Annotated in this window: 14 protein-coding genes and 1 tRNA gene; 6 read left to right on the top strand and 9 right to left on the bottom strand. The window is 61.6% G+C overall.

Translation table 11 applies throughout. From position 1 onward, the window contains the following. Positions 1 to 31 precede the first annotated feature (31 nt). On the top strand, positions 32 to 1,309 hold the full coding sequence (locus KF794_08045; GenBank protein QYK43764.1) for a porin family protein: 1,278 nt from the start codon (positions 32 to 34) through the stop codon (positions 1,307 to 1,309). A 267-nt stretch (positions 1,310 to 1,576) separates the two neighbouring features. After that, on the top strand, positions 1,577 to 2,854 hold the full coding sequence (locus KF794_08040) for a porin family protein (protein QYK43763.1): 1,278 nt from the start codon (positions 1,577 to 1,579) through the stop codon (positions 2,852 to 2,854). A 48-nt stretch (positions 2,855 to 2,902) separates the two neighbouring features. Here the strand turns inward: KF794_08040 and KF794_08035 are convergent, their stop codons facing one another. Further along, positions 2,903 to 4,693 carry an N-acetylglutaminylglutamine amidotransferase gene (locus tag KF794_08035; GenBank protein QYK43762.1) on the bottom strand — a complete coding sequence of 597 codons (1,791 nt, stop codon included), beginning with the start codon at positions 4,691 to 4,693 and terminating at the stop codon, positions 2,903 to 2,905. 227 nt (positions 4,694 to 4,920) lie between these two features. Here KF794_08035 and KF794_08030 point away from each other — a divergent pair. Beyond that, positions 4,921 to 5,013, top strand: a tRNA-Ser gene (locus KF794_08030). Here KF794_08030 and KF794_08025 read toward each other — a convergent pair. The 5 genes from KF794_08025 to KF794_08005 form a co-directional block, all read right to left on the bottom strand. Continuing rightward, positions 4,972 to 6,603: a recombinase family protein gene (locus KF794_08025; protein QYK43761.1), complete on the bottom strand. Its 1,632-nt coding sequence runs from the start codon at positions 6,601 to 6,603 to the stop codon at positions 4,972 to 4,974. The genes KF794_08030 and KF794_08025 overlap by 42 nt on opposite strands. A gap of 57 nt (positions 6,604 to 6,660) precedes the next feature. After that, positions 6,661 to 6,969, bottom strand: a complete 309-nt coding sequence (locus tag KF794_08020) for a HigA family addiction module antidote protein (GenBank protein QYK43760.1) — start codon at positions 6,967 to 6,969, stop codon at positions 6,661 to 6,663. Between the two features lie 13 nt (positions 6,970 to 6,982). After that, positions 6,983 to 7,279, bottom strand: a complete 297-nt coding sequence (locus KF794_08015; protein QYK43759.1) for a type II toxin-antitoxin system RelE/ParE family toxin — start codon at positions 7,277 to 7,279, stop codon at positions 6,983 to 6,985. Positions 7,280 to 7,341: 62 nt separating this feature from the next. After that, positions 7,342 to 7,599 (bottom strand): hypothetical protein, encoded by a 258-nt coding sequence (locus KF794_08010; protein ID QYK43758.1) that lies wholly within the window; start codon positions 7,597 to 7,599, stop codon positions 7,342 to 7,344. Beyond that, positions 7,589 to 7,816: an AlpA family phage regulatory protein gene (locus KF794_08005; protein ID QYK43757.1), complete on the bottom strand. Its 228-nt coding sequence runs from the start codon at positions 7,814 to 7,816 to the stop codon at positions 7,589 to 7,591. Before KF794_08005 ends, KF794_08010 begins: the two co-directional genes overlap by 11 nt. A gap of 420 nt (positions 7,817 to 8,236) precedes the next feature. On the opposite strand from KF794_08005, the gene KF794_08000 reads away from it, so the two are divergent. After that, entirely contained in the window at positions 8,237 to 9,007 is a 771-nt protein-coding gene (locus tag KF794_08000) for an OST-HTH/LOTUS domain-containing protein (GenBank protein ID QYK46641.1), read from the top strand. A gap of 80 nt (positions 9,008 to 9,087) precedes the next feature. On the opposite strand, the gene traA is transcribed toward KF794_08000, so the two are convergent. Beyond that, positions 9,088 to 12,057, bottom strand: a complete 2,970-nt coding sequence (gene traA, locus KF794_07995) for a Ti-type conjugative transfer relaxase TraA (GenBank protein QYK43756.1) — start codon at positions 12,055 to 12,057, stop codon at positions 9,088 to 9,090. A 181-nt stretch (positions 12,058 to 12,238) separates the two neighbouring features. Between traA and KF794_07990 the strand changes: the two genes are divergently transcribed. Together KF794_07990 and KF794_07985 are read left to right on the top strand one after the other, a co-directional pair. Further along, positions 12,239 to 12,565, top strand: coding sequence for a conjugal transfer protein TraD (locus KF794_07990; protein ID QYK43755.1), 327 nt, complete (start codon positions 12,239 to 12,241; stop codon positions 12,563 to 12,565). Between the two features lies 1 nt (position 12,566). Next, complete coding sequence (locus KF794_07985) at positions 12,567 to 12,833, top strand: conjugal transfer protein TraD (GenBank protein QYK43754.1); 267 nt, start codon at positions 12,567 to 12,569, stop codon at positions 12,831 to 12,833. A gap of 128 nt (positions 12,834 to 12,961) precedes the next feature. On the opposite strand, the gene KF794_07980 is transcribed toward KF794_07985, so the two are convergent. After that, positions 12,962 to 15,802, bottom strand: a complete 2,841-nt coding sequence (locus KF794_07980) for an ATP-binding protein (GenBank protein QYK43753.1) — start codon at positions 15,800 to 15,802, stop codon at positions 12,962 to 12,964. A gap of 14 nt (positions 15,803 to 15,816) precedes the next feature. Continuing rightward, positions 15,817 to 18,717 (bottom strand): DUF1156 domain-containing protein, encoded by a 2,901-nt coding sequence (locus KF794_07975; protein QYK43752.1) that lies wholly within the window; start codon positions 18,715 to 18,717, stop codon positions 15,817 to 15,819. Between the last annotated feature and the right edge of the window lies 1 nt (position 18,718).

Genomic DNA, 18,718 nt, shown 5'->3' with positions numbered 1-18,718 from the left:
AAGAAAAAACAAGGCTCCGGGGCGTTCAGACGTGAAATCGAATAAGTTTTTGCTGGCTTTCGCCGGTTCATTTCTTTTTGGAACGGCTGCTTTCGCGGCCGACGTGCCCATCAAGGGGCCGGTTTATACCAAGGCTCCCGCGGCGTTTAGCTGGAATGGCGTCTATGCCGGCGTTCACGGCGGTTACGTCTGGGCCGACAATGACATCGCGACATTCGGCGCGGCCGCGACCTTCACGCCTTCGAGCGGAATCTTCGGCGTGCAGTTCGGTTACAACCGCCACATCGCGCCGAACTGGGTGCTCGGTTACGAAGTCGATTTTTCGTGGGTCGATCTTTCCGCTACCGGACCCGTTCCCGGATTTCTGGGTGGTGCGGTGGACACCAATTTCTTCGGTACTGCGCGGACCCGTCTCGGCTATGCGAGCGGTCCATGGCTGATCTACGGCACCGCCGGTGTTGCTTGGGCGACCAGCACCTTTGCGCTTAACCCCGCGATCATGAACTTCGACCGCGCGCAGATCGGCTATGCCGTCGGCGCGGGCGTCGAGTATGCGCTCAACCGCAACTGGTCGGCGAAGATCGAGTACCTGTTCGCGGATCTGGACGGCGGCAATTCCACACTTGCCGCCAACGCAGCCAATTCCGACCTCACGCTGAGCACGGTGCGCGTCGGCCTGAACTACCGCTTTGCGGATGCCTACGTGCCGGCCGCGGCATTTCCGGTGAAGGCGCCGGTTCGCGTGGATGGCTGGAGCGGTTCGTATATCGGCGTGCATGTCGGATACGGCACCGGCTCGTTCGACTCCGTCCGCGGCGCGGCGAGCACCAGCCTCGATCCCGACGGCGGCATCGCCGGTTTCCAGGCGGGCTACAACTGGCGGATTTCGCCGAACATGATTGCCGGTATCGAGTCCGACACTTCGTGGGGTTCGCTGAAAGTCAACGACGCGCTTTCGAGCATCGACGTCGATGCGATGGGCACGGTGCGTGCGCGCCTCGGCGTCACGTCCGACCGCTGGATGCTGTACGCGACGGGCGGTCTCGCCTGGGCGCATGCGGACTCCGTTGCAGCGCCCGGTCTGGTGTCGATCTATGATCGCTATTACCTCGGCTGGACCGGCGGTGTGGGTATCGAATATGCGTTCGCGCCGCGCTGGACTGCCAAGCTCGAATATCTCTACACCGACTTCGGTACGCGCTCCGACTTCTTCGCGGCCACTTCGTTCGACGACAGCCTGACAGCAAGCACGGTGAGGGTGGGCATCAACTATCGCTCCTCGCTACTGGAACTTCTGACCGGGCGCTAAGTGCAGGTCATCCAGAAACGAAAACCCCGGCCTTCGCGCCGGGGTTTTTCATTGGGGAACTTGCTTGCGGCCGGTTTGAGTCTCTAACCGTTCAGCGAGCAAATCCGCCGCTCCGGACTGCCGTCGGATTTGCCTGCGAGGTCAATATTTTAACCGGCCTGTTGCTGCAGGGTTACGCCGACTGCTTATCCAGCGGGGTAGCGCTTCGTCCATTGACCGGCTTCTCATAAAAAGGCCCCATGCCTCCATTGGACATAGGGGCGATTCATGGCCGCGACTAAGCGCGTTTTGTTGTGTGGGTTGGCTGCTTTTGCACTGACGGGCGCAGCTTCCGCTGCCGACCTGAAAGGCCCGGTCTACACCAAGGCACCCCCGTCCGCCTTCTCATGGGAAGGCCAATACATCGGTATTCACGGCGGCTATGCGTGGGCCACGAATGAGACGGCGCTCGGAGCGATTGGGCCGGGAGACATCTCGCTGACGGGCGCCTACGGCGGCGTGCAGGTCGGTTACAACTATCATCTCTCCCGGAACTGGGTGCTCGGTTACGAAGTCGATTTCTCCTTCGGCGACATCAACGGATCTGCCGTCATCGGCGGCTTGCCGGTTCCGAGCCAGACGGATTACTTCGGCACTGCGCGCACGCGGCTTGGTTACGCAAACGGTCCGTGGCTTATTTACGGTACGGCCGGTCTCGCATGGGCAAACAACGATATGCCGGTCGCCCCGGGCGTCATCAATTTCGACCGCTGGCATGTCGGCTACGCCGTGGGTGCAGGCGTTGAGTATGCTCTTGCGCCGAACTGGTCCCTGAAGCTGGAATATTTGTTCGCAGACTTCGGTGACAGCAGAGTTTCCAACGGCGTCTTCAATTTTGACTCCGATCTTTCGTTCAGCACGGTTCGTGTCGGCCTGAACTATCGCTTTGCGAACTGGAAGGTGCCCAGCGCGCCGACCTACTTCACGAAAGCGCCTGTCGTGAATGCGGGATGGACCGGTCCTTATGTGGGCGCGCATGTCGGCTACGGCTGGGGTTCGTTCGACAACGAAATCCCGGGCCTCGCTTCCGCGCCGCTCAACCTGCGCGGCGTCTTCGGCGGCGTCCAGACCGGTTATAACTGGCAGGTGTCGCGCAACTGGGTCGTGGGTATCGAAGCCGACAGCTCCTGGGGTTCGATCGAGCGCACGATTGGCGGTGAAACTGCCGATGTCGATGCAATGGGCACAGTTCGCGCCCGCCTCGGTTACACGATGAATAATGTGATGCTGTACGGCACGGGCGGTCTTGCCTGGGCGCACATCGATTCAGCCTCGGTGGCAACGACCGCCAGCCGCGATCAGTTCGCTGTCGGTTGGGTTGCCGGTGCGGGTATCGAGTATCTCATCGCGCCGCGGTGGTCGGCGAAGATCGAGTATCTCTATTCGGACTACGGCTCGCTCTACGATCACCCCGCTTTTGCGTTTAATGCCGCATTGGATTCGCATACGGTCAAGATCGGCCTGAATTATCGCGCGTCGCTTTTCGGACTGTTGTTCGATCGCTGAAGCCACAAGAAACCTTGAAAACCCCGGCCATCGCGCCGGGGTTTTTGTTTATACGGCTTTCGACGAAGCCTGCGGTGACGCCTGAAGTTGCAACCAGTATTCCAGCAGCGCCGCCTGCCAGAGCTTGGAATTGCCCTTGGCGGTCAACTCGCGCTCCGGATTGTTCAGCAGCCGGTCAATGTATTCGCGCTTGAAAATACCGCGGGTGCGGGCGGCAGGCTGGCTGAGCACATCGCGAACGAAAGCGAGCATGGGGCCGCGCAGAAACTTCAACGCGGGGACGGGGAAGTAGCCTTTCTTGCGGTCGATGATTTCGTCCGGCACGAGGCCGCGCGAAGCCTGTTTCAGAATGTGCTTGCCGCCGTTGCGGATTTTCATTTCGGCGGGGATCTGCGCGGCAAGCTCCACCAGTTCGTGATCGAGTAGGGGCGTACGCGCTTCGAGGCCGAAGGCCATCGTCATATTGTCTACGCGCTTCACAGGATCGTCGATCCTCATGATGCGCTGGTCGATCTCCAGCGCCTTGTCGATGGGGCGGTCGCTTTCCGCGCGTCCGAAACTCTGTTCGACCAGCGCGCGGCTATAGTCATCGCCGGACAGGGAAGGCTCGATGGCGTCGGCAATTTCGTCGTGACTGTGTTCGCAATATACCCGCATGTAATCGCTGACCGGGTCGTTAGAGCGCAGCATGTGCGGATACCAGTGATAGCCGCCGAAGACTTCGTCCGCGCCCTGACCGCATTGCACGACTTTCACATGCTGCGAGACTTCCTGCGAAAGCAGGTAGAAGCCGATGGCGTCGTGGCTGACCTGCGGCTCTGACATCTGCAAGACCGCACCTTCCATCGCGGGAATTGCGCGGTGCGTTGCAATCGGAATGCGATGATGCCGTGTGCCGAATTTCTTCGCTACGATGTCGGAGTAGGCGAACTCGTCACCTTCGAGGCCGTTGACGCTCTCGAAACCGATGGAGAAGGTTTCCAGGTTGCTCTGCCCGCATTCCGCGAGCAGCGCGACAAGAAGGGACGAGTCGAGGCCGCCGGAGAGAAGAACGCCGAGCGGCACGTCGGCAACGCGGCGGTGCTCGACCGCAGCTCGCAAATGCTCCCGGACCGATTCCGTCCATTCGTCTTCCGTCAGCACGCGGTCCTGCGAATGGACGGAAACGCGCCAGTAGATTTCCTCGCGCTTTGTGCCGTCCGGCTCGATGGTGAGCAGGGTGGCGGGCGCAAGTTTCTTTACGCCGCGAAAGATGGTGCGCGGGGCGGGTACGGCGCCGTGGAAGCTCAAAAAGTTATGTAGCGCGACTGGATCAATGTGGGTGTCCACATCTCCCGCCGCGAGCAGCGCAGGCAGGGTGGAGGCGAAGCGGAAGCGCTTGCCGTTGTCCGTGTAATAGAGCGGCTTGATGCCAAGCCGGTCACGCGCCAGTACGACGCGGCCGCTTTCTCGCTCCATGATTGCAAAAGCGAACATGCCTTTGAAGCGCTCGACGCATCGCGGACCGAAAGCGTGGTAGCTTTTCAGGATGACTTCCGTGTCGCCGTCCGTGAAGAAGCGATAGCCTTTCGCTTCGAGTTCGCGGCGCAGTTCGCGGAAATTGTAGATGCAGCCATTGAACGCGATGGCGAGGCCAAGTCCAGCATCGACCATTGGCTGATCGGCGGACGCGCTGAGATCGAGAATGGCAAGGCGACGGTGGCCGAGCGCGACATTCCGGCTCGCATACACGCCGCCCGCGTCAGGACCACGATGTTTGAGATTGTCTGCAATCGCCTCGGTGACAGCCGCGCTTGCAGCATCACCGCGGCTTCGTATTTCGCCGCAAATTCCACACATGATTTGATGGACAGCTGGATACTTTCGTAATGGGGCGCGGGCATGACGAACAGCAAAAAAGCCCTGCGCCGGGCTGTCGAAACGCTCCTTTCATGCTCGAACAACCGGCGAACAGCGCCATCGTTCGGCGGAACTTCGCGCGAATGGTCGCATGCGAATCGCAGGAAAATGGGCCGGAATGCGGCCTTCTTGCAAAGCGTGGGGCGCTCCGGCATAGGACGAACCACGGAGACGTGGCCGAGTGGCTGAAGGCGGCGGTTTGCTAAACCGTTATACGGTCAAAAGCCGTATCGAGGGTTCGAATCCCTCCGTCTCCGCCACTTCAGTCCCTGAGTGGGCACTGAGTTTACGCCACTTCCCGCCACAAGCGTCTGTAGCAGCCGGGACTTCGATCCCATGATGCGAACCTCGCCCTCCGCGACCTCGACACGCTGGGCGAGTGCGCGCAGGTGGTCGCGGCGATAGCCGCCGCTTTCCAACCGGATACGCTCGCGGGCGGTCGTGGCGAACTTTCGCAGCATTTGCGGCGTGACGGCTTTCTGCCCCGAGTTTTGAAGCATGGCCTGCGCCCGGTCTGCATCGGTCTTGGCCTGATCGCGAATAGCCTTAAGGCCGTCGATGCGATCTTTCAGCGCTGGATCGTCCAGATCGGCAATGCCCGACTCGATAGCGTCATAGAGCCGCTTGAGGCGCAATTCCGACTCGGCTGAGCGCTTGTTCAACTCGGCGATATGCTCGCGGCGGCGCTCGGCGTGTTCTTCCCTGCGATCCAGAGCGGCGGCAAGAACAGTCTCCAGCCGCTCGGGCTGAAGTAGCTGTTTCTCAAGGTGATTGACGACAAGATCGTCCAGCTTCTCCATCGGCACAGCCATGCCCTCGCAGGCGGTCGGACCCTGCCGCGCCTTCATTGAGCAGGCATAATAACGATAACGCCCGCCCTTGCCGGTGCGGATGGTCATGGCCCCGCCGCACTTGGCGCAATGGATCAGGCCGGTCAGCATGGTTGGGCCGCTAATGACGCGGGCGGGCATGACCTTCGGATTTCGGGCTTTGAGCAGCTTCTGAACCGCCTCGAAGGTCTCGCGGTCGATGATCGGCGGCACGGGAACGGTGACGATCTCGCTCGTCGGCTTCAATTCCTTGGTCTTGCTGCGCTTGTTGAACTCATGCTCACCCATATAGGTGCGGCGGGTCAGGATGCGGTGAACCTGCCCGATACCCCAGCGCCCGCCGTCACGGGTGAAGATGCGGCGGCTGTTGAGATAGGAAACGATGTTCTTGACGCCCATCTGGCCGGTGGTGCCGTCGCCTTCCAAGGCAAGGCGATAGATCAGCCGCACAGTGTCGGCGTGAAGCGGATCGATCTCGATCTTCTTCTTGACCTTCGCGCCGCGCTGCTCGGCGGCGACGGTGCGATAGCCGATAGGAGGAAGCGAGCCGTTCCAGAAGCCTTGCCGCGCGTTCTCCTTCAAGGCCCGCATGACGTGCTTGGCGTTCTCCTTCGACTGGTATTCATCGAACAGCGCCATGATCTGCCGCATCATGACGTGCATGGGGTCATCCCCCATCTCTTGTGTGATCGAAACCAGCTTCACGCCGTTCTTGGCGAGCTTGCGAACATAGAACTCAAGCTCGAAGTGATCGCGGAAGAAGCGGCTGAACGAATGGACCACAACCACATCGAAGGGCGCGGGCTTCGACGTGCCCGCCTCGATCATGCGCTGGAATTCGGGTCGGCGGTCGTTGGTCGCCGATGCGCCGGGTTCGATGAAGGTTTCGACCAGTTGCAGGTTGCGCGCCTCGCAATAGGCTTCGCCCTGACGCTTCTGGTCGGGAATGGAAACATCATGCTCGGCCTGCCGCGCCGTCGAAACGCGCAGGTAAAGGGCGGCGCGCAGCGGTATGGTCATGGCAATGTCTCCTTCTCAATTGTGGCTCGGCCCAAACTGGTGGACCGTTGGCCGCGCTCAGGCGGCGTTCTGTAACGGGCGCGCGCGCTCAACCCGCTCGCGCTCCTTGGGCGTGTTCATCACTTCCCAAAGATCGCTGCGCCGCTGGACGTTGAGCCAGAAGTCCGGGCTGGTGCCGAACACGCGGGCGAGGATCAGCGCCGTCGCCGCCGTCACGTTCCTGCGATTGCCGCATAGTTCGTTGACGTGCTTGCGCTGGACGCCCATCGCTTCGGCGAGCGCGCCCTGCGTCAGCCCCATCGGCTGCATGAACTCTTCGGTCAATATCTCGCCGACAGTCGCCGGCTTGCGCTTGGTGGTCAGCATGGTCGCCTCGCTTTCATCGGTAGCTGTGATCGTCCAGATAAATCCCGCCCGCCTCGCCGCGCTCGCCATCCCAGCGGAAGATCAACCGCCATTGCTGGTTGACGCGGATCGAATGGAAACCCGCCAGATTGCCGCGCAGCTTCTCAAAGTGATTGCTGGGCGGCACGCGTAAGTCCTGATCGGTCACGGCGTCGTCGATCATCTGGAGCTTGCGGAACAAACGGGCCTCAAGATCGGGCGGGATGTTTCGAGAACGAACATCGTCCACAAAGAAGGCCCGAAGCCATTCGTCCCGAAAGCCTATGATCACGGGTTCACTCCAACGATGGGCATATGTACCACACTATAACTCACTTCGCAACGAGAAAAGGCTCAACTGTCCGGGCCAAAGAGTTCATCGAACAGATCGCCGAACCATCGCTCGAACACCTCGATTTCAGCTTCCGTGACCGGAACGGGATCGGGCCAGTCATCGGTGACGGTCCATGTGCTGAGGTCGTGCTTGGGCGGCCTGCCGGGGAATGGCCACGGATAGCCCAGCAATTCCTCAAGCTGCTCCGACGCCGTGGGCGGTCGTTTGGCGTGCCGGGTTGTCTTCGGCTTGTCGTCGTCCCTGCGGTCAATAGTCATCGAGGAAGTCGAACTCGTTGCGCGAGCGTTGCCGCCACCCGGCGGGATCGGCAATCCAGCGGTTGATGTCGGATTCTCGCCATCCAGCGCCGTTGGTGCTGATCTTCAGTTGGGCCGGGAACGTGCCTTCGGCGATCTTGCGATAGATGGTGGACCGCGACAGACCCGTGCGAGCGCGGACGGTGTTAAAGCGGATGATACGGTCTGGTTGACGCATAATTGCGCTGCCTCCTGCTGGCTGTTTTTGACGATTGCAGAGACCAGACAGAGCAACGGATTGTCATTGCGCAACAGATATTTACCGTTCGTAGTGCTGTAGCGTAGAAACGGCGGTAAAAAGGAAAACCATACAGGCTGAAACCTCGGCCTCTGCCAAGGTCAATGCCGCGTGTGCCGGAGAGTCTGCGGCCAAGACTGCGGCCTGATTCGAGACTGATGCCGAGTTCGCACCTACGCGGTCTTTGCAGCTTTGCGCCCAGCAGATACTGGCGCTGTATGTGGATGGGTGAGGCGCGTAAAGCAGAGGGCGAGCGGCGCGATGACAACATTATCGGACGATGCGCTGCAAACGATTCAGCGTGAAATACAGAGATTGCTGGGTCGATGCCTACTGCGACTGCAACAGTACGAACGCCTTATCAAGGCAATCGTGGCACATCACGAAATATCGGGACCGCCTCACGCGCTGGAGGCGATCCGAGCGGCGCGCGTAACGGAGACCGCGCGCAAGACACTCGGCACACTGATCGGCGATCTCCTCGGATCGTATGTTGTCGTCAACGGCGATCAGACCGCACCCAAGGACACGATCAATTCATCTGAGGATACGGCTTCGTTCAGTTTTCGGATGCAGTTGGGCCTATCCGACACAGATTTTGCTCGAACAGAAAATGAACTTAGAGAATTGGTGCTGCTGCGGAACAGCTTGGTTCACCACTTCATCGAAGAGCACGACCTCTGGAGCTTGGAGGGATGCCGTGGCGCTCACGAGGCGTTGCTCGCTGCCTACAGTCGCATCGACCAACACTTTGAACAGCTTCGCGGGTGGGCAGAACATATGGAACAAAGTCGGCGTCTGGCCGATGCCTTTGTCCGTTCGAATGAGTTTCGGGATTTGGTCATCAATGGCAATGCCCCGGACGGCAAGGTGGATTGGTCTGCCGCAGGCATCGTACGCGCCTTGCGGGAAGCTGCTAAGGAATTGGCTGTCGATGGGTGGGCATCTATCACGGAGGCGGGCAAGTGGATTGCCGAGCGGTTCCCAGAACAGCTACCTGCCAAATATGGATGCGGCAGTTGGCGCCAGGTCGTGCATGAATCGCGCGCTTTCGAGATTCGTTACCTTGATATGAATGGTAAGCGCGCTGCGCGGTATCGGGAAAAAGAGAAGCCCGCGACCTCGCGCTGAAATACGTTGGCGCTGCGCGCGAAGGGGACAAAATTGGCAATCGCGCCCTCGGTGTCGAGTGGCACTATTCTTGGCGCACTCTACAATCCGATGCCCCGTCCCCTGCCGAGACCGTGACTGAGGGCGAGTTGCCGCCCGAGCCTCATCCCTGAGTCGAAATCCATGCTGACGCCGAGTTGCTTCTTGCGGCCTTCGAGCAGGGATTCCATCTGCGGATCGCGTTCCAGACTCATCGCCATGTTGCCCATCTCTGCCCGCGCTGCCCTGTAGCCGGAATAGTTGCCCGCCGCATATTGCCGTTCGCCGGTCTGTTTGAGGTCCCGGAACCGTTCCACGAAACGATCCGCGCGGCGCTCCGGGCTGGTGCGGATTTCGGTTTCGAGTTGCAGGGCGCGGATGGCGCGAGTGACCTTGCCCGATCCCGCCTCATGGGCAAGGCTCTCATCCTTGGCATAGGCGGCTTCCGCATCCTGCCAGCCATAGGGACGCACCGCATCGAATGCCTTGCGGGCATCGACCAGTTCATCCCATTGCGCGGGGCTGGCCTTGCCCCCGGCATCCTCGGCGTCGAAGACCTGGCCAACGGCATGGGCATGGCGGATGAGCGTTATTCTGCGGGCGTGACGCAAGGCATCCTCCGAATCTATTCCGGCGTCCTGCGCCACCGCCTCGATCTCCTGCCTGATCCCCCTGCCGGTCGTCTCCCTTTCCGGCCCTTCTGCGCCGCCACGAGGTTCGCGCACGCTGAAGATGATGTCGCCGATCCGGTCAACGGCATTGTTCAAGACGTGAACCTGTTCAACGGCAGCATCATGGGCATGGGGGGCAATACCGCGCCGCTCGGCGTAGCCGTGCGCCGGGTCGTAATCCGTCGCCATATCCTTTGCCCGGTCGCGCGACAGGGTGTTGATGAGCTTGTCCTGGCTGGCGAAGTCGTCGCGGCCATAGTGCAGGTCCATGCCGTCGCGGTGCCGCGACAGGGCGACATAGCTGCCGTGCGTGTCCATGCCCGGCGTTGCCAGCACATGCGTCCGATCCACCGTCATGCCCTGCGCCTTGTGGATGGTCGCGGCATAGCCGTGGTCGATGCGGTCGTAGTCCTTCATGTCGAAAGCGATGGAACGGCCATCGTCGGTCTGCACGGTCATGCTCTGCGTGCTGACCTGTTCGATAGTCCCGAGCGTTCCGTTCTTCACGCCAAGGCCGCGCTCGTTTTGCAGGAACATGACGCGATCCCCGGCGGCGAAGCTGCGCTCGCCGCGCTCGACGGTAACACGCACGTCATCGCCAAGATCGCCCGCCTCCCGCATCCTATCGCGGGCGGCTTCGTTGAGTTCCCGCACCTCGGCATTGGTATGGGTGAGAATGATACGGCTGCTGTCCGGTGCGCTCTGCCGCTCGCGGTCCCATCTGTCGATCAGATCGCCGCGCGCCTGTTCGCGGGTTTCGGCGGAATGCACCATGTCATGCGCGTCATAGGCATGGATTGCATCGCCAGTTCTCCCGGTCGCCAGATCGCGGGTAGCGTCGCGTTGCCAGCCCTCGCGCTGGCGGCGCACTTCATGGATTTCGACGCCGCCGTGACGTTCGTGGATGGATCGGAAGGCTGCGCCCGCCTCGATGGATTGAAGCTGCTGTGGATCGCCGACCAGTACCACCTTTGCGCCGACTTCTGCTGCGTGGGACAGGACGCGCTCCAATTGCCGCGTGCCGACCATGCCTGCCTCGTCGATGACAAGCACGTCGCGGCTGGTGAGCATGTCGCGGCCCTGTCCCCAGCCATGTTCCATGCTGGCGATGGTGCGGGACGCAATGCCCGACCCGCTTTCCAGATTTTCCGCCGCGATGCCGGACAGGGCAACGCCGCGAACCTCGTAGCCTGACGCCTCCCAAGCCTCGCGGGCAACGCCAAGCATGGCGCTCTTTCCCGTTCCGGCATAGCCGACGACTACGCCAAGATCGCGCCCGTCCGTGACATGCGCCAGCGCATCGACCTGCTCGCCGGACAGGACAAGGCCACGCTGCTCGGCGCGGGCCAAAGCGGCTTCCCGGTCCCTGTCATTCACCTCATGTCGCTCGCGTTCCGCCATCATCTCTGCGGCGCGGTGCAGCCGCTGTTCCGCCTCGATCATGTCGCGGGTGGTGAACCGATCCTCACCGCGTCCGTCTTGGCCCAATTCGACCAGATCGGGCGAGCCGCGCATCGCACCCATCACCTCGTTGAACTGCTCGATCCCGTCGCTGTGCCGGTGCGCAAACATCGCCATGTCGCGCCGTGTGAAGGTCGATTGCTGATGTGTGATCGCGTCCAGCGCCACCGATGGATCGGCGATGATCCGCGCGCCGTTGTTGCGGGCGATCTCGCGGTGCATGTCGGCGCGGTCTGCGGCTTCGATCCCTTCGCCCTCGATCCGCTGCGCCGGTGCGCCGATCTGGCTTTGCGGCTCAAGCCCGATGCCCTGCGCCTCAAGGCTGCGATGGTCGATGCGCGCGTCAATGTCGAGTTCTGCCAGCCGCTCGTTGACATGCTCCGCCCAGCGTTCCCGCCACCGCTCCACCATCTCCGTGCGGTTCCAGTCGCGGACCTTGTTGCCGAAGCCGTCTTCATCGACTTCGCGCATGGTGAGCATGACATGGGCATGGGGCTTCGGCATCCCGTCTTCGGCTATGTCCCAATGCACATTCAGATCGGCGATCATGCCCTGATCGACAAATTCGGACTGCACGAAGTCACGGGCCAGTTCGATCCCCTGCGCCTGCGTCATCTCGCGCGGAATGGCGAATTCCACTTCGCGGGCAAGCTGGGCGTCCTTCCTGACCTCGAAGGCCTCGACATCATTCCATAGCCGTTCGCGGTCGCCGAGATGTTCGGGCGCGGCCTCCGGCAGCATGATCTCGGAATGGACGACGCCGCGCTTGTTGGAAAAGTCCTGCACGCGGTCGATGCGCTCGTCACGCAGGCGCGAGCCCGAGCGGTAGGCGGCGGACGCCACCGCGCTGCTTCCGGCCTTGCGGCCAATGACCTTGACGTGAAGATGATAGATCGCCATCGCGATCAAGCATTGGCACGGTCAGGCGCACGTCGGAACGACGTATAAGCGCGCCCTCCCTCGAAAAAATCTCGGGCGGGACCGGGCCGTGCCAGACCGTCCCGGCAACAATACTGCGTTCTGTCGTCCGCGCAACTATCCTTACCGCATCAACCACTTGCGACCGGGAAAGGATACGATCATGCGCAAACTACGGGACTATGACGCGGAGCTGAAGGCGCTGGAAGACAAGGCGCGGGAACTGAAAGCCCGCAAGGTGGAGCAGCTTGGCGAATTGGTGATCGCCACCGGAGCGGACAGCCTCACCGCCGACGAACTGGCCGGGGCGTTGGTCGCGCTGGTGGAAACCACCGATACCGGAAAGCGGGAGACATGGGCCAAGCGTGGCGCGGCGTTCTTTCGCAGCAAATCGCGGCGAACTGCATCAGCGCCTGACCGCGACACTGGCGGCGCTCAAGCGCAATCGGGCGGCGCGCAACCGGCATCAGGCGCAACGGGCGCGGCATGACATGCGAAGCTGGCAGATCGAGCGCCGGAAGCGCACGCGGCACCTGATCGAACTCGGCGGCCTCGTCGTTAAAGCGGGTATCGTGGACCTGACCAGCGACGACCGCGCCATGATCTACGGCGCGATGATCTGGATGGCGAAAAAGCTCAACAGCGAGGACGGCGAACGTGCGCGCGGTACATGGACGAAACTCGGAAAGATGGCCTTCGAGATGGAGCGTCCGGCAAACCCGAACGACAGAGTGCAGCCGCAGCCGGATCGGGCGTGACCGATGGCGGGCGGCGCGGAGACCCCACATATCGCAGCGCCGCCCGCCATCGCGCGGCAACGCCGCGCAAATCCTCTATCGGTAGCCGTAGCCACTATTGGAAGTGGGCACACAATAGCCCGTAGCCATCATTCCCAATCGGCCGATTTCAGGCCAAGGCTGCGGGCGTTCTCCGAAACCGCGCGCCTCACGCCATCGCCGGCCCCGTCGGGAAACTCGGCCGAGATTTCCACCACAAGGCGGACGGTTGCGTTCGGGTCGGATGTCAACACTGACACGATTTCCTCGGCAATCTGCACAAGACGCATCTTTGCGGTAGCGGGCGGAACCTCGGCCGAACCGTAGAAGGTTTTCGGCTTCGCAGCGGCCGGTGTAGGCGCGGTCGTCACTGGCCCCGGCGACATGCCCTCGCCATTGGGAACATAGACACTCGGCCCCTCGGCTACGCCGCTCGCGGTCGGGGTCGTGGCGGCAGCCTGAGCAGCGGGAGACGGTGCTGACCGGTTTGCATCCTCATAGGCTTGAGCTGATTGAGGCTCGATCAGAAGCAAGGTGTCGTCGAAGACGACATTGCCGCCACCAAAGGAGAAGCCCTCGAACTTGCCATCGACCTCGCCGTAGGCTGTGCCGAAAAAGTCCTTGCTGGCAGCGCCAGCACGGATCGCCTGCGCCAGAACATCCTGCGTTTTGAGGCGCGGCAGGTAAAGATAGCGCAGGGTGTCTTCGAAAAAGCCCGCTGCGCTCGCAGCGTTCTGTCCGCCCTTCCAATAAAGCTCCTTGAGCTTGGCCCGGAGGTGGATTGGCGACCAGGTGGTGATGACCAGCTCGTTGTCGGTGCAAACCCGCTCGATCTCGCCGCCGATAGAGCCGCCGGTCGTGTTCAGGGCGAACGCCTCGATGCCGGGCTTCGGATCGGCCGGCGCGTCCTGCATCGGGCAGAGCAGCCATTTGTAGCACTCGCGGACCACGCGCGGCAGCGCGTCCTCGGCGCTCTTCAGCTCCTTCTCGGCCTGATTTTTCTGCAACAGGTCGATGTTCAGGCGACCTTCCTTCACGTCCTCGACAATCGAACCCCATGCGAGCGCGACGCGCGTTGCGTCGTTGAGACGGGAAAGCGCGCCGTGATCGGGAGCAAGGAAGAGCAGTCGGTTGCTGCGATAGCGCGGCTTCGAGCCATTCTTGCCAATGATCTCCAGCACCGCTTCAAAGGCGAGTCGATTTTCCTCGCGGGCATACCAAGTCTCCGGCGGCAGAACGAGCAAGCGCAGGGCGGTATCGTCGGGTACATCGCCATGCGGCGTGAAGATATGTACGCCGTCGAAGGACGTGGCATTGCCGACCGTCTTCTTCAACGCCTCGGCAATCTTGCCGCGTACTTCCGTCCGGTCATCAAACCGGCGCTTCCGATCCTCCATCTCCCGCCGCAGATTGGCGCGGGTGTCGAACCAGAAGCGGGTTGCGTCCTGACTCTTGTCACCGGAAGAATTGAGGTAGTGCAGCCTGTCGGCGAGCCGGCCGAGCGCATCAGCATAGACGGATGCTGCCTGTCCGGGCTGGAGGCATCCGAGAACAATATGCGCGCGGTCGAGGCCGCGCGTAGCCACCTTGGACGCGACCGAAGACGGGGCGCTGCCGAGGAAGACCGTGCGAGCAATACGACGGGCCGCGCCCAACTGACCGAAGCGCGGCTCCTTGTTCTCCAAAGCGGTCGTCTCTGCGCGGTCGCCGTCGATGTCGCGCTCGATCACAGCATCCCAGCCTGCGGGCAGGTAGTAGGTCAGCTCGTTGCGGCTGCTTCCGTCATGGAGCGGCAGGCTGCCGGGCATGATGAGCAGGTCTTTGTTGTCGTCCTTCCATAGCCGGTAGATGACCTTCGCCATGAGTTTCAGGACGCCGCGCGTGCGCTGAAACCCGTCGATGGTCGTCCAGTCCTCATAGAGACGGTCGAACACCTCCGGGTGGATCGGATAGGCGTGCAACAGCCGCTCGTAGTAGCGCCGTTCCTGCGTGTCGGCCGGCAGCTTCACGCCCTCGGCGATATAGGCGTCGGCGAAGGCACGGCATACGGCCTCTCTGGCCTTCTCATCGCGCACTGGCTCGAACAGCCGGCGGCGTACGATCTCGAAGGCTTCCTCGGTCGCCACCGGCTTCCAAAGCGCCTGCACGCGCCCGAAGGTCTTTTCGAGGGCGCGCAACGCCGTGACGCCGCGCTGACTGCCCGCCTCAAGATCGGACTCCGGCAAGGACGCGAGCACGATGGCGCGCGGCACCAGCTTCACGGCTTCGGTGAGGGCCTGCACGAAGGACAGGTTGGAATCGTAGCTGCCGCCGCTGATAGCCTGCGACTCCGGGAATTGCCGTATATAGGCGACCAGCTCGTCGATCAGCACGACGCAAGGCGCATGGCGCTCCAGAAGCTCGCGCAGCACGTCCTTTCCGGGGGATGTGCCGGTCGCATCCGCCTCGGCGACGAGCGCAAAGGCGTCAGCACCGCCGAACTGCCATGCGATCTCGCCCCAAAGGGTCTTGACCGTCTGGCTCCCCCGCTTCCACGGCTGGCCCGGCGCGTGCGCGGTGCCGTCCAGCACCGCGACGCGGGCCTGCGGCACGTCCATCAAGCCCGCCCGATCGACAAGCGCGGGGATGCCGGCGAGGTCGGACAGGGCGCATTTGCGGGTGGCAAGGTGATAAACGGCGAGCATGGTATGCGTCTTGCCGCCACCGAAGGCGGTCTGAAGCTGCACGACCGGCTCACCGCCCCGACCAGCGAGGCGCTGCGCAACCTGCGTCAGCAGGAGCGCCATTCCTTCCGTGATGAAGGTACGGTCGAAGAACGCGCCGGCATCCTGATATTCGCGGCTGGCCTTGCCGGTGTTGACCGCTGTGATGTCGGCCGCAAACTCCGATTGCTGGAACGTGCCTTCAAGCACGTCCTGATGGGGTACAGCCACTTCTCTCCAAGGTTTCATCGCTGGCTCCCCCTTCAGCCAAACAGCTCGCCTTGATGCGCCTTCGGTGCCGCTGCGGCGGCGGACTCGATGGCGCTCCAGCTCGTTATGATCTCGTTATAGGCGCGGGCATCCTCCGCCCAGCCCGCCCGCTCGCAAAGCGTATAGAGGCGATAGGAAAGCTGCCGCGTCGCCTCGGCTTTAGCCGCGACGGCCGCAAGCACCTTGCCCGCGCCGCTCTCACCTTCGGCTTTGAAGATGCGGATCAGGTGATGCAGGGCCTCCCATACCGGCAGGCGCTCGTCGCCGAGCGGATTCCAGTCGGTCGGGTATTCCGCCCATTTCAGCAGCCGGACAACGCCGCCGGCAGCAAAGAGAACGCCCGACTGCTTCACACCGTCAACGCTCGTCCCCTTGGCGCGGGCAAGGGTGTCGGCCTCGCCGAAGCGGCCTTCCTTCCAGCCGTACTGCTCAAACCAGTGCAGGCAGAATTGGGAGTCGTGATCGAAATCATCCTCGGCGAGGAAGCGGTTGATAAGCCGCAACGCGGTTTGCACCGTCATTGGCGTGCCGTCCGCCTCCAGCACGGCGGCGTATTTCGAGAATACCGCCATGCCGGGGCCGATGATGGCCTGTGAAAGATCAACGGGCGCGACGGGTGAACGGTCGTCGCCGGAGCCGCGCGTCATCTCGTCAAGCGCCTCTGGCAGCACCTGATTCAGTTCGCGCAGGAAAGCTCGGCGGGAAACGGTTTCCGCTGCTGCCGGGCGCGCACGACAAACCAAGACAATGCTGGATGCAAGGGCATTTGTTCCCGATCCAATCATCCGATTCTCAAGCTCTGTTCGCATAGGCCATGTGCCGGTGAGGGCAAAGCCGGACCGGATTACGGCATCCAAGAAGGTTTCCCATCCGGTGCTGGAAGTGCCTTCGGCGGTTTCCGTCTCAGATTGTTTGAAAGCATAATAGATGGTGACAGGTGATGAAGGATGCGCCTGCTCGCAAAGCTGCTGCATCGCTTGCGTCATGCCGTTGAGGAAAAACGTCTCAGCCCGCTCTTTGCTGCCATGCCGGTAGGGAGTAGCTACAAGCTCTTCGGCCTTGGGGACCGCAAGCGTGGCAAAAAGTTCGGGGAAAACCTGCCGCAACGACCGACGAAGCCAAATATAGAAGAAATCCGAAAGATCGGCATAGCCAATGTTGTCGTAGTATGGCGGATCGGTGGATATAATCTTTCTCAGACTAATGCTCTGACGTTGGGCATCTGCCTGTGTCGCATGACCATCTGGTTTTGCAGGGAAATTTACTATTGCTTTTTGCGCCCATTCAATGCCGCTCGATACGTTTCCCGTTGAGTCTGAGAAGACGTTCGTTTCGACATAATCCCACGTTATAGGGATAGCTTGTCTGCCAAAGGTGTTGCGGATCAGCTCCTTGCTAGAATGCCATGTGCAGATCGTTGACCAATAGTCAGCAGATTTATCAATCGAGAAAGCCAAATAGACAGCTACGGACTCCGCGTAAGCACGCGCTCCTGCCCCCCCGACATCGAGTCCTACCCCGTCGTCATTCAATCCTGCAGCATGTGCATCCTCTATGATCTTGTTTCTGCTGGCGACAACGAGATCACCGAAGGTCGTCAGCGCGACAAGCTGGCGTGATGTGAAAAGTTCGCCGAAGGTACTAAGGCCATAATTCGGCGTCTTGAAATCGCGGGGGTTGTCGGGAAGAGGCATATCGGGCCTCCATTCCGGCTGAGCTTTTGCGGCCGCGATTTCGTGCTGAGGCGATGGGGAGAGATAGACGCGGCCTCGTGCGCCTTCGGCCACGATAGCCATCAAGCGCGTACCCATGCGACCCGCCTTACCTTCTGAGCGGATGTGGTTGTAGTCCACAGGGACACCGGACATCAGGCAGCGAAATGCTGCTCGTTTTCCAGCGGTGGTGCCTTCCTTTGCGCCGGCCGGCGGCCTACCGACCTTTACGGCAAAATGGTATTTGTCACCGTCAATGATCGGTTGAACGTAGGATTGTTTTCCTTCTTTGCTCGAAAGAACGAAAGTCGAAGCAAGTGGTACATCCACATGCCGGAAGGCGGGATTGGGACTCTTGACCGTTCGCGCCCATATCCACGCAATGACGGTAAGTTTCTGGCCAATCAGCGGCTTCAGGTCGGGTCGCTCCTTTGCCATATCCGATGTGATCTCGACCGGCGGATAGAGATGGCCGATGTGCTTCTGTGCTTGCTCGCGCATCCACTGACCGTAATAGCGCACGTCCTCCGCGAGACCCTGTGCGCCCTCCCATTGCTTGCTCCAAGCATCACGGCTGGCGCGTGCTTCCGGGTTCACCGGCGGCCGTCCGGCGAATTTCGGGGGAATCTCGATCATCGCCTTATTGATGAGGACGGCGACCGGATTGAGGTCGGAAGCATAGGATTCAAGCCCAAGGCGCTGCGCCTCAAGCGGCAGCGCCCCGCCACCTGCGAACGGATCGTGGAAGGCTGGCAGCTTTTCGGGGTCAAACAGCTCCGCCGCTTGCGGATGGGCCTTGTTGAGTTCGCAGGTCTCGCGCCAGGACTTGCGAATCTCCGCCCGCGCCTTTTGCAGCACGGCCTCGTTGGTGGTGTTCTCCCACTTCACCAAATCCTTGATGATGGCGAAGAGCCGATTCCGGCTCGCGGCCCAGCTCGCCTTAATGTTGTTCGGCGGAATCTCGCCCGGGTGCTCAAGCTCCCATTTCCACGACGGATCGTTGACCATCTGCGCGAAGATCACGGCGCGCGCCGCGGCAAGCGGCCGCCGCGCCCACCACAGATGCAGGGTACTCGGATGCCCGTGCCGGATCGACTTCTCGCGTGCGGCAGACTCGTTGATCGCATCCAACGGCAGCGCGACTTCGATCAGCTTCTTCGGGGGTTTCACGGTTACGGTCATT

The sequence above is a fragment of the Xanthobacteraceae bacterium genome (genome assembly GCA_019454205.1).
Lineage (GTDB): Bacteria > Pseudomonadota > Alphaproteobacteria > Rhizobiales > Xanthobacteraceae.
This window is presented reverse-complemented; position numbering and strand designations above follow the sequence as displayed.

Bases quoted from the DNA above. Each gene is read 5' to 3' on its own strand.
- KF794_08040 (QYK43763.1), top strand. From the start codon at position 1,577: ATGGCCGCGACTAAGCGCGTTTTGTTGTGTGGGTTGGCTGCTTTTGCA.
- KF794_08035 (QYK43762.1), bottom strand. From the start codon at position 4,693: ATGTGTGGAATTTGCGGCGAAATACGAAGCCGCGGTGATGCTGCAAGC.
- KF794_08025 (QYK43761.1), bottom strand. From the start codon at position 6,603: ATGACCATACCGCTGCGCGCCGCCCTTTACCTGCGCGTTTCGACGGCG.
- KF794_08020 (QYK43760.1), bottom strand. From the start codon at position 6,969: ATGCTGACCACCAAGCGCAAGCCGGCGACTGTCGGCGAGATATTGACC.
- KF794_08010 (QYK43758.1), bottom strand. From the start codon at position 7,599: ATGACTATTGACCGCAGGGACGACGACAAGCCGAAGACAACCCGGCAC.
- KF794_08005 (QYK43757.1), bottom strand. From the start codon at position 7,816: ATGCGTCAACCAGACCGTATCATCCGCTTTAACACCGTCCGCGCTCGC.
- traA (QYK43756.1), bottom strand. From the start codon at position 12,057: ATGGCGATCTATCATCTTCACGTCAAGGTCATTGGCCGCAAGGCCGGA.
- KF794_07990 (QYK43755.1), top strand. From the start codon at position 12,239: ATGCGCAAACTACGGGACTATGACGCGGAGCTGAAGGCGCTGGAAGAC.
- KF794_07985 (QYK43754.1), top strand. From the start codon at position 12,567: ATGCGAAGCTGGCAGATCGAGCGCCGGAAGCGCACGCGGCACCTGATC.
- KF794_07980 (QYK43753.1), bottom strand. From the start codon at position 15,802: ATGAAACCTTGGAGAGAAGTGGCTGTACCCCATCAGGACGTGCTTGAA.
- KF794_07975 (QYK43752.1), bottom strand. From the start codon at position 18,717: ATGACCGTAACCGTGAAACCCCCGAAGAAGCTGATCGAAGTCGCGCTG.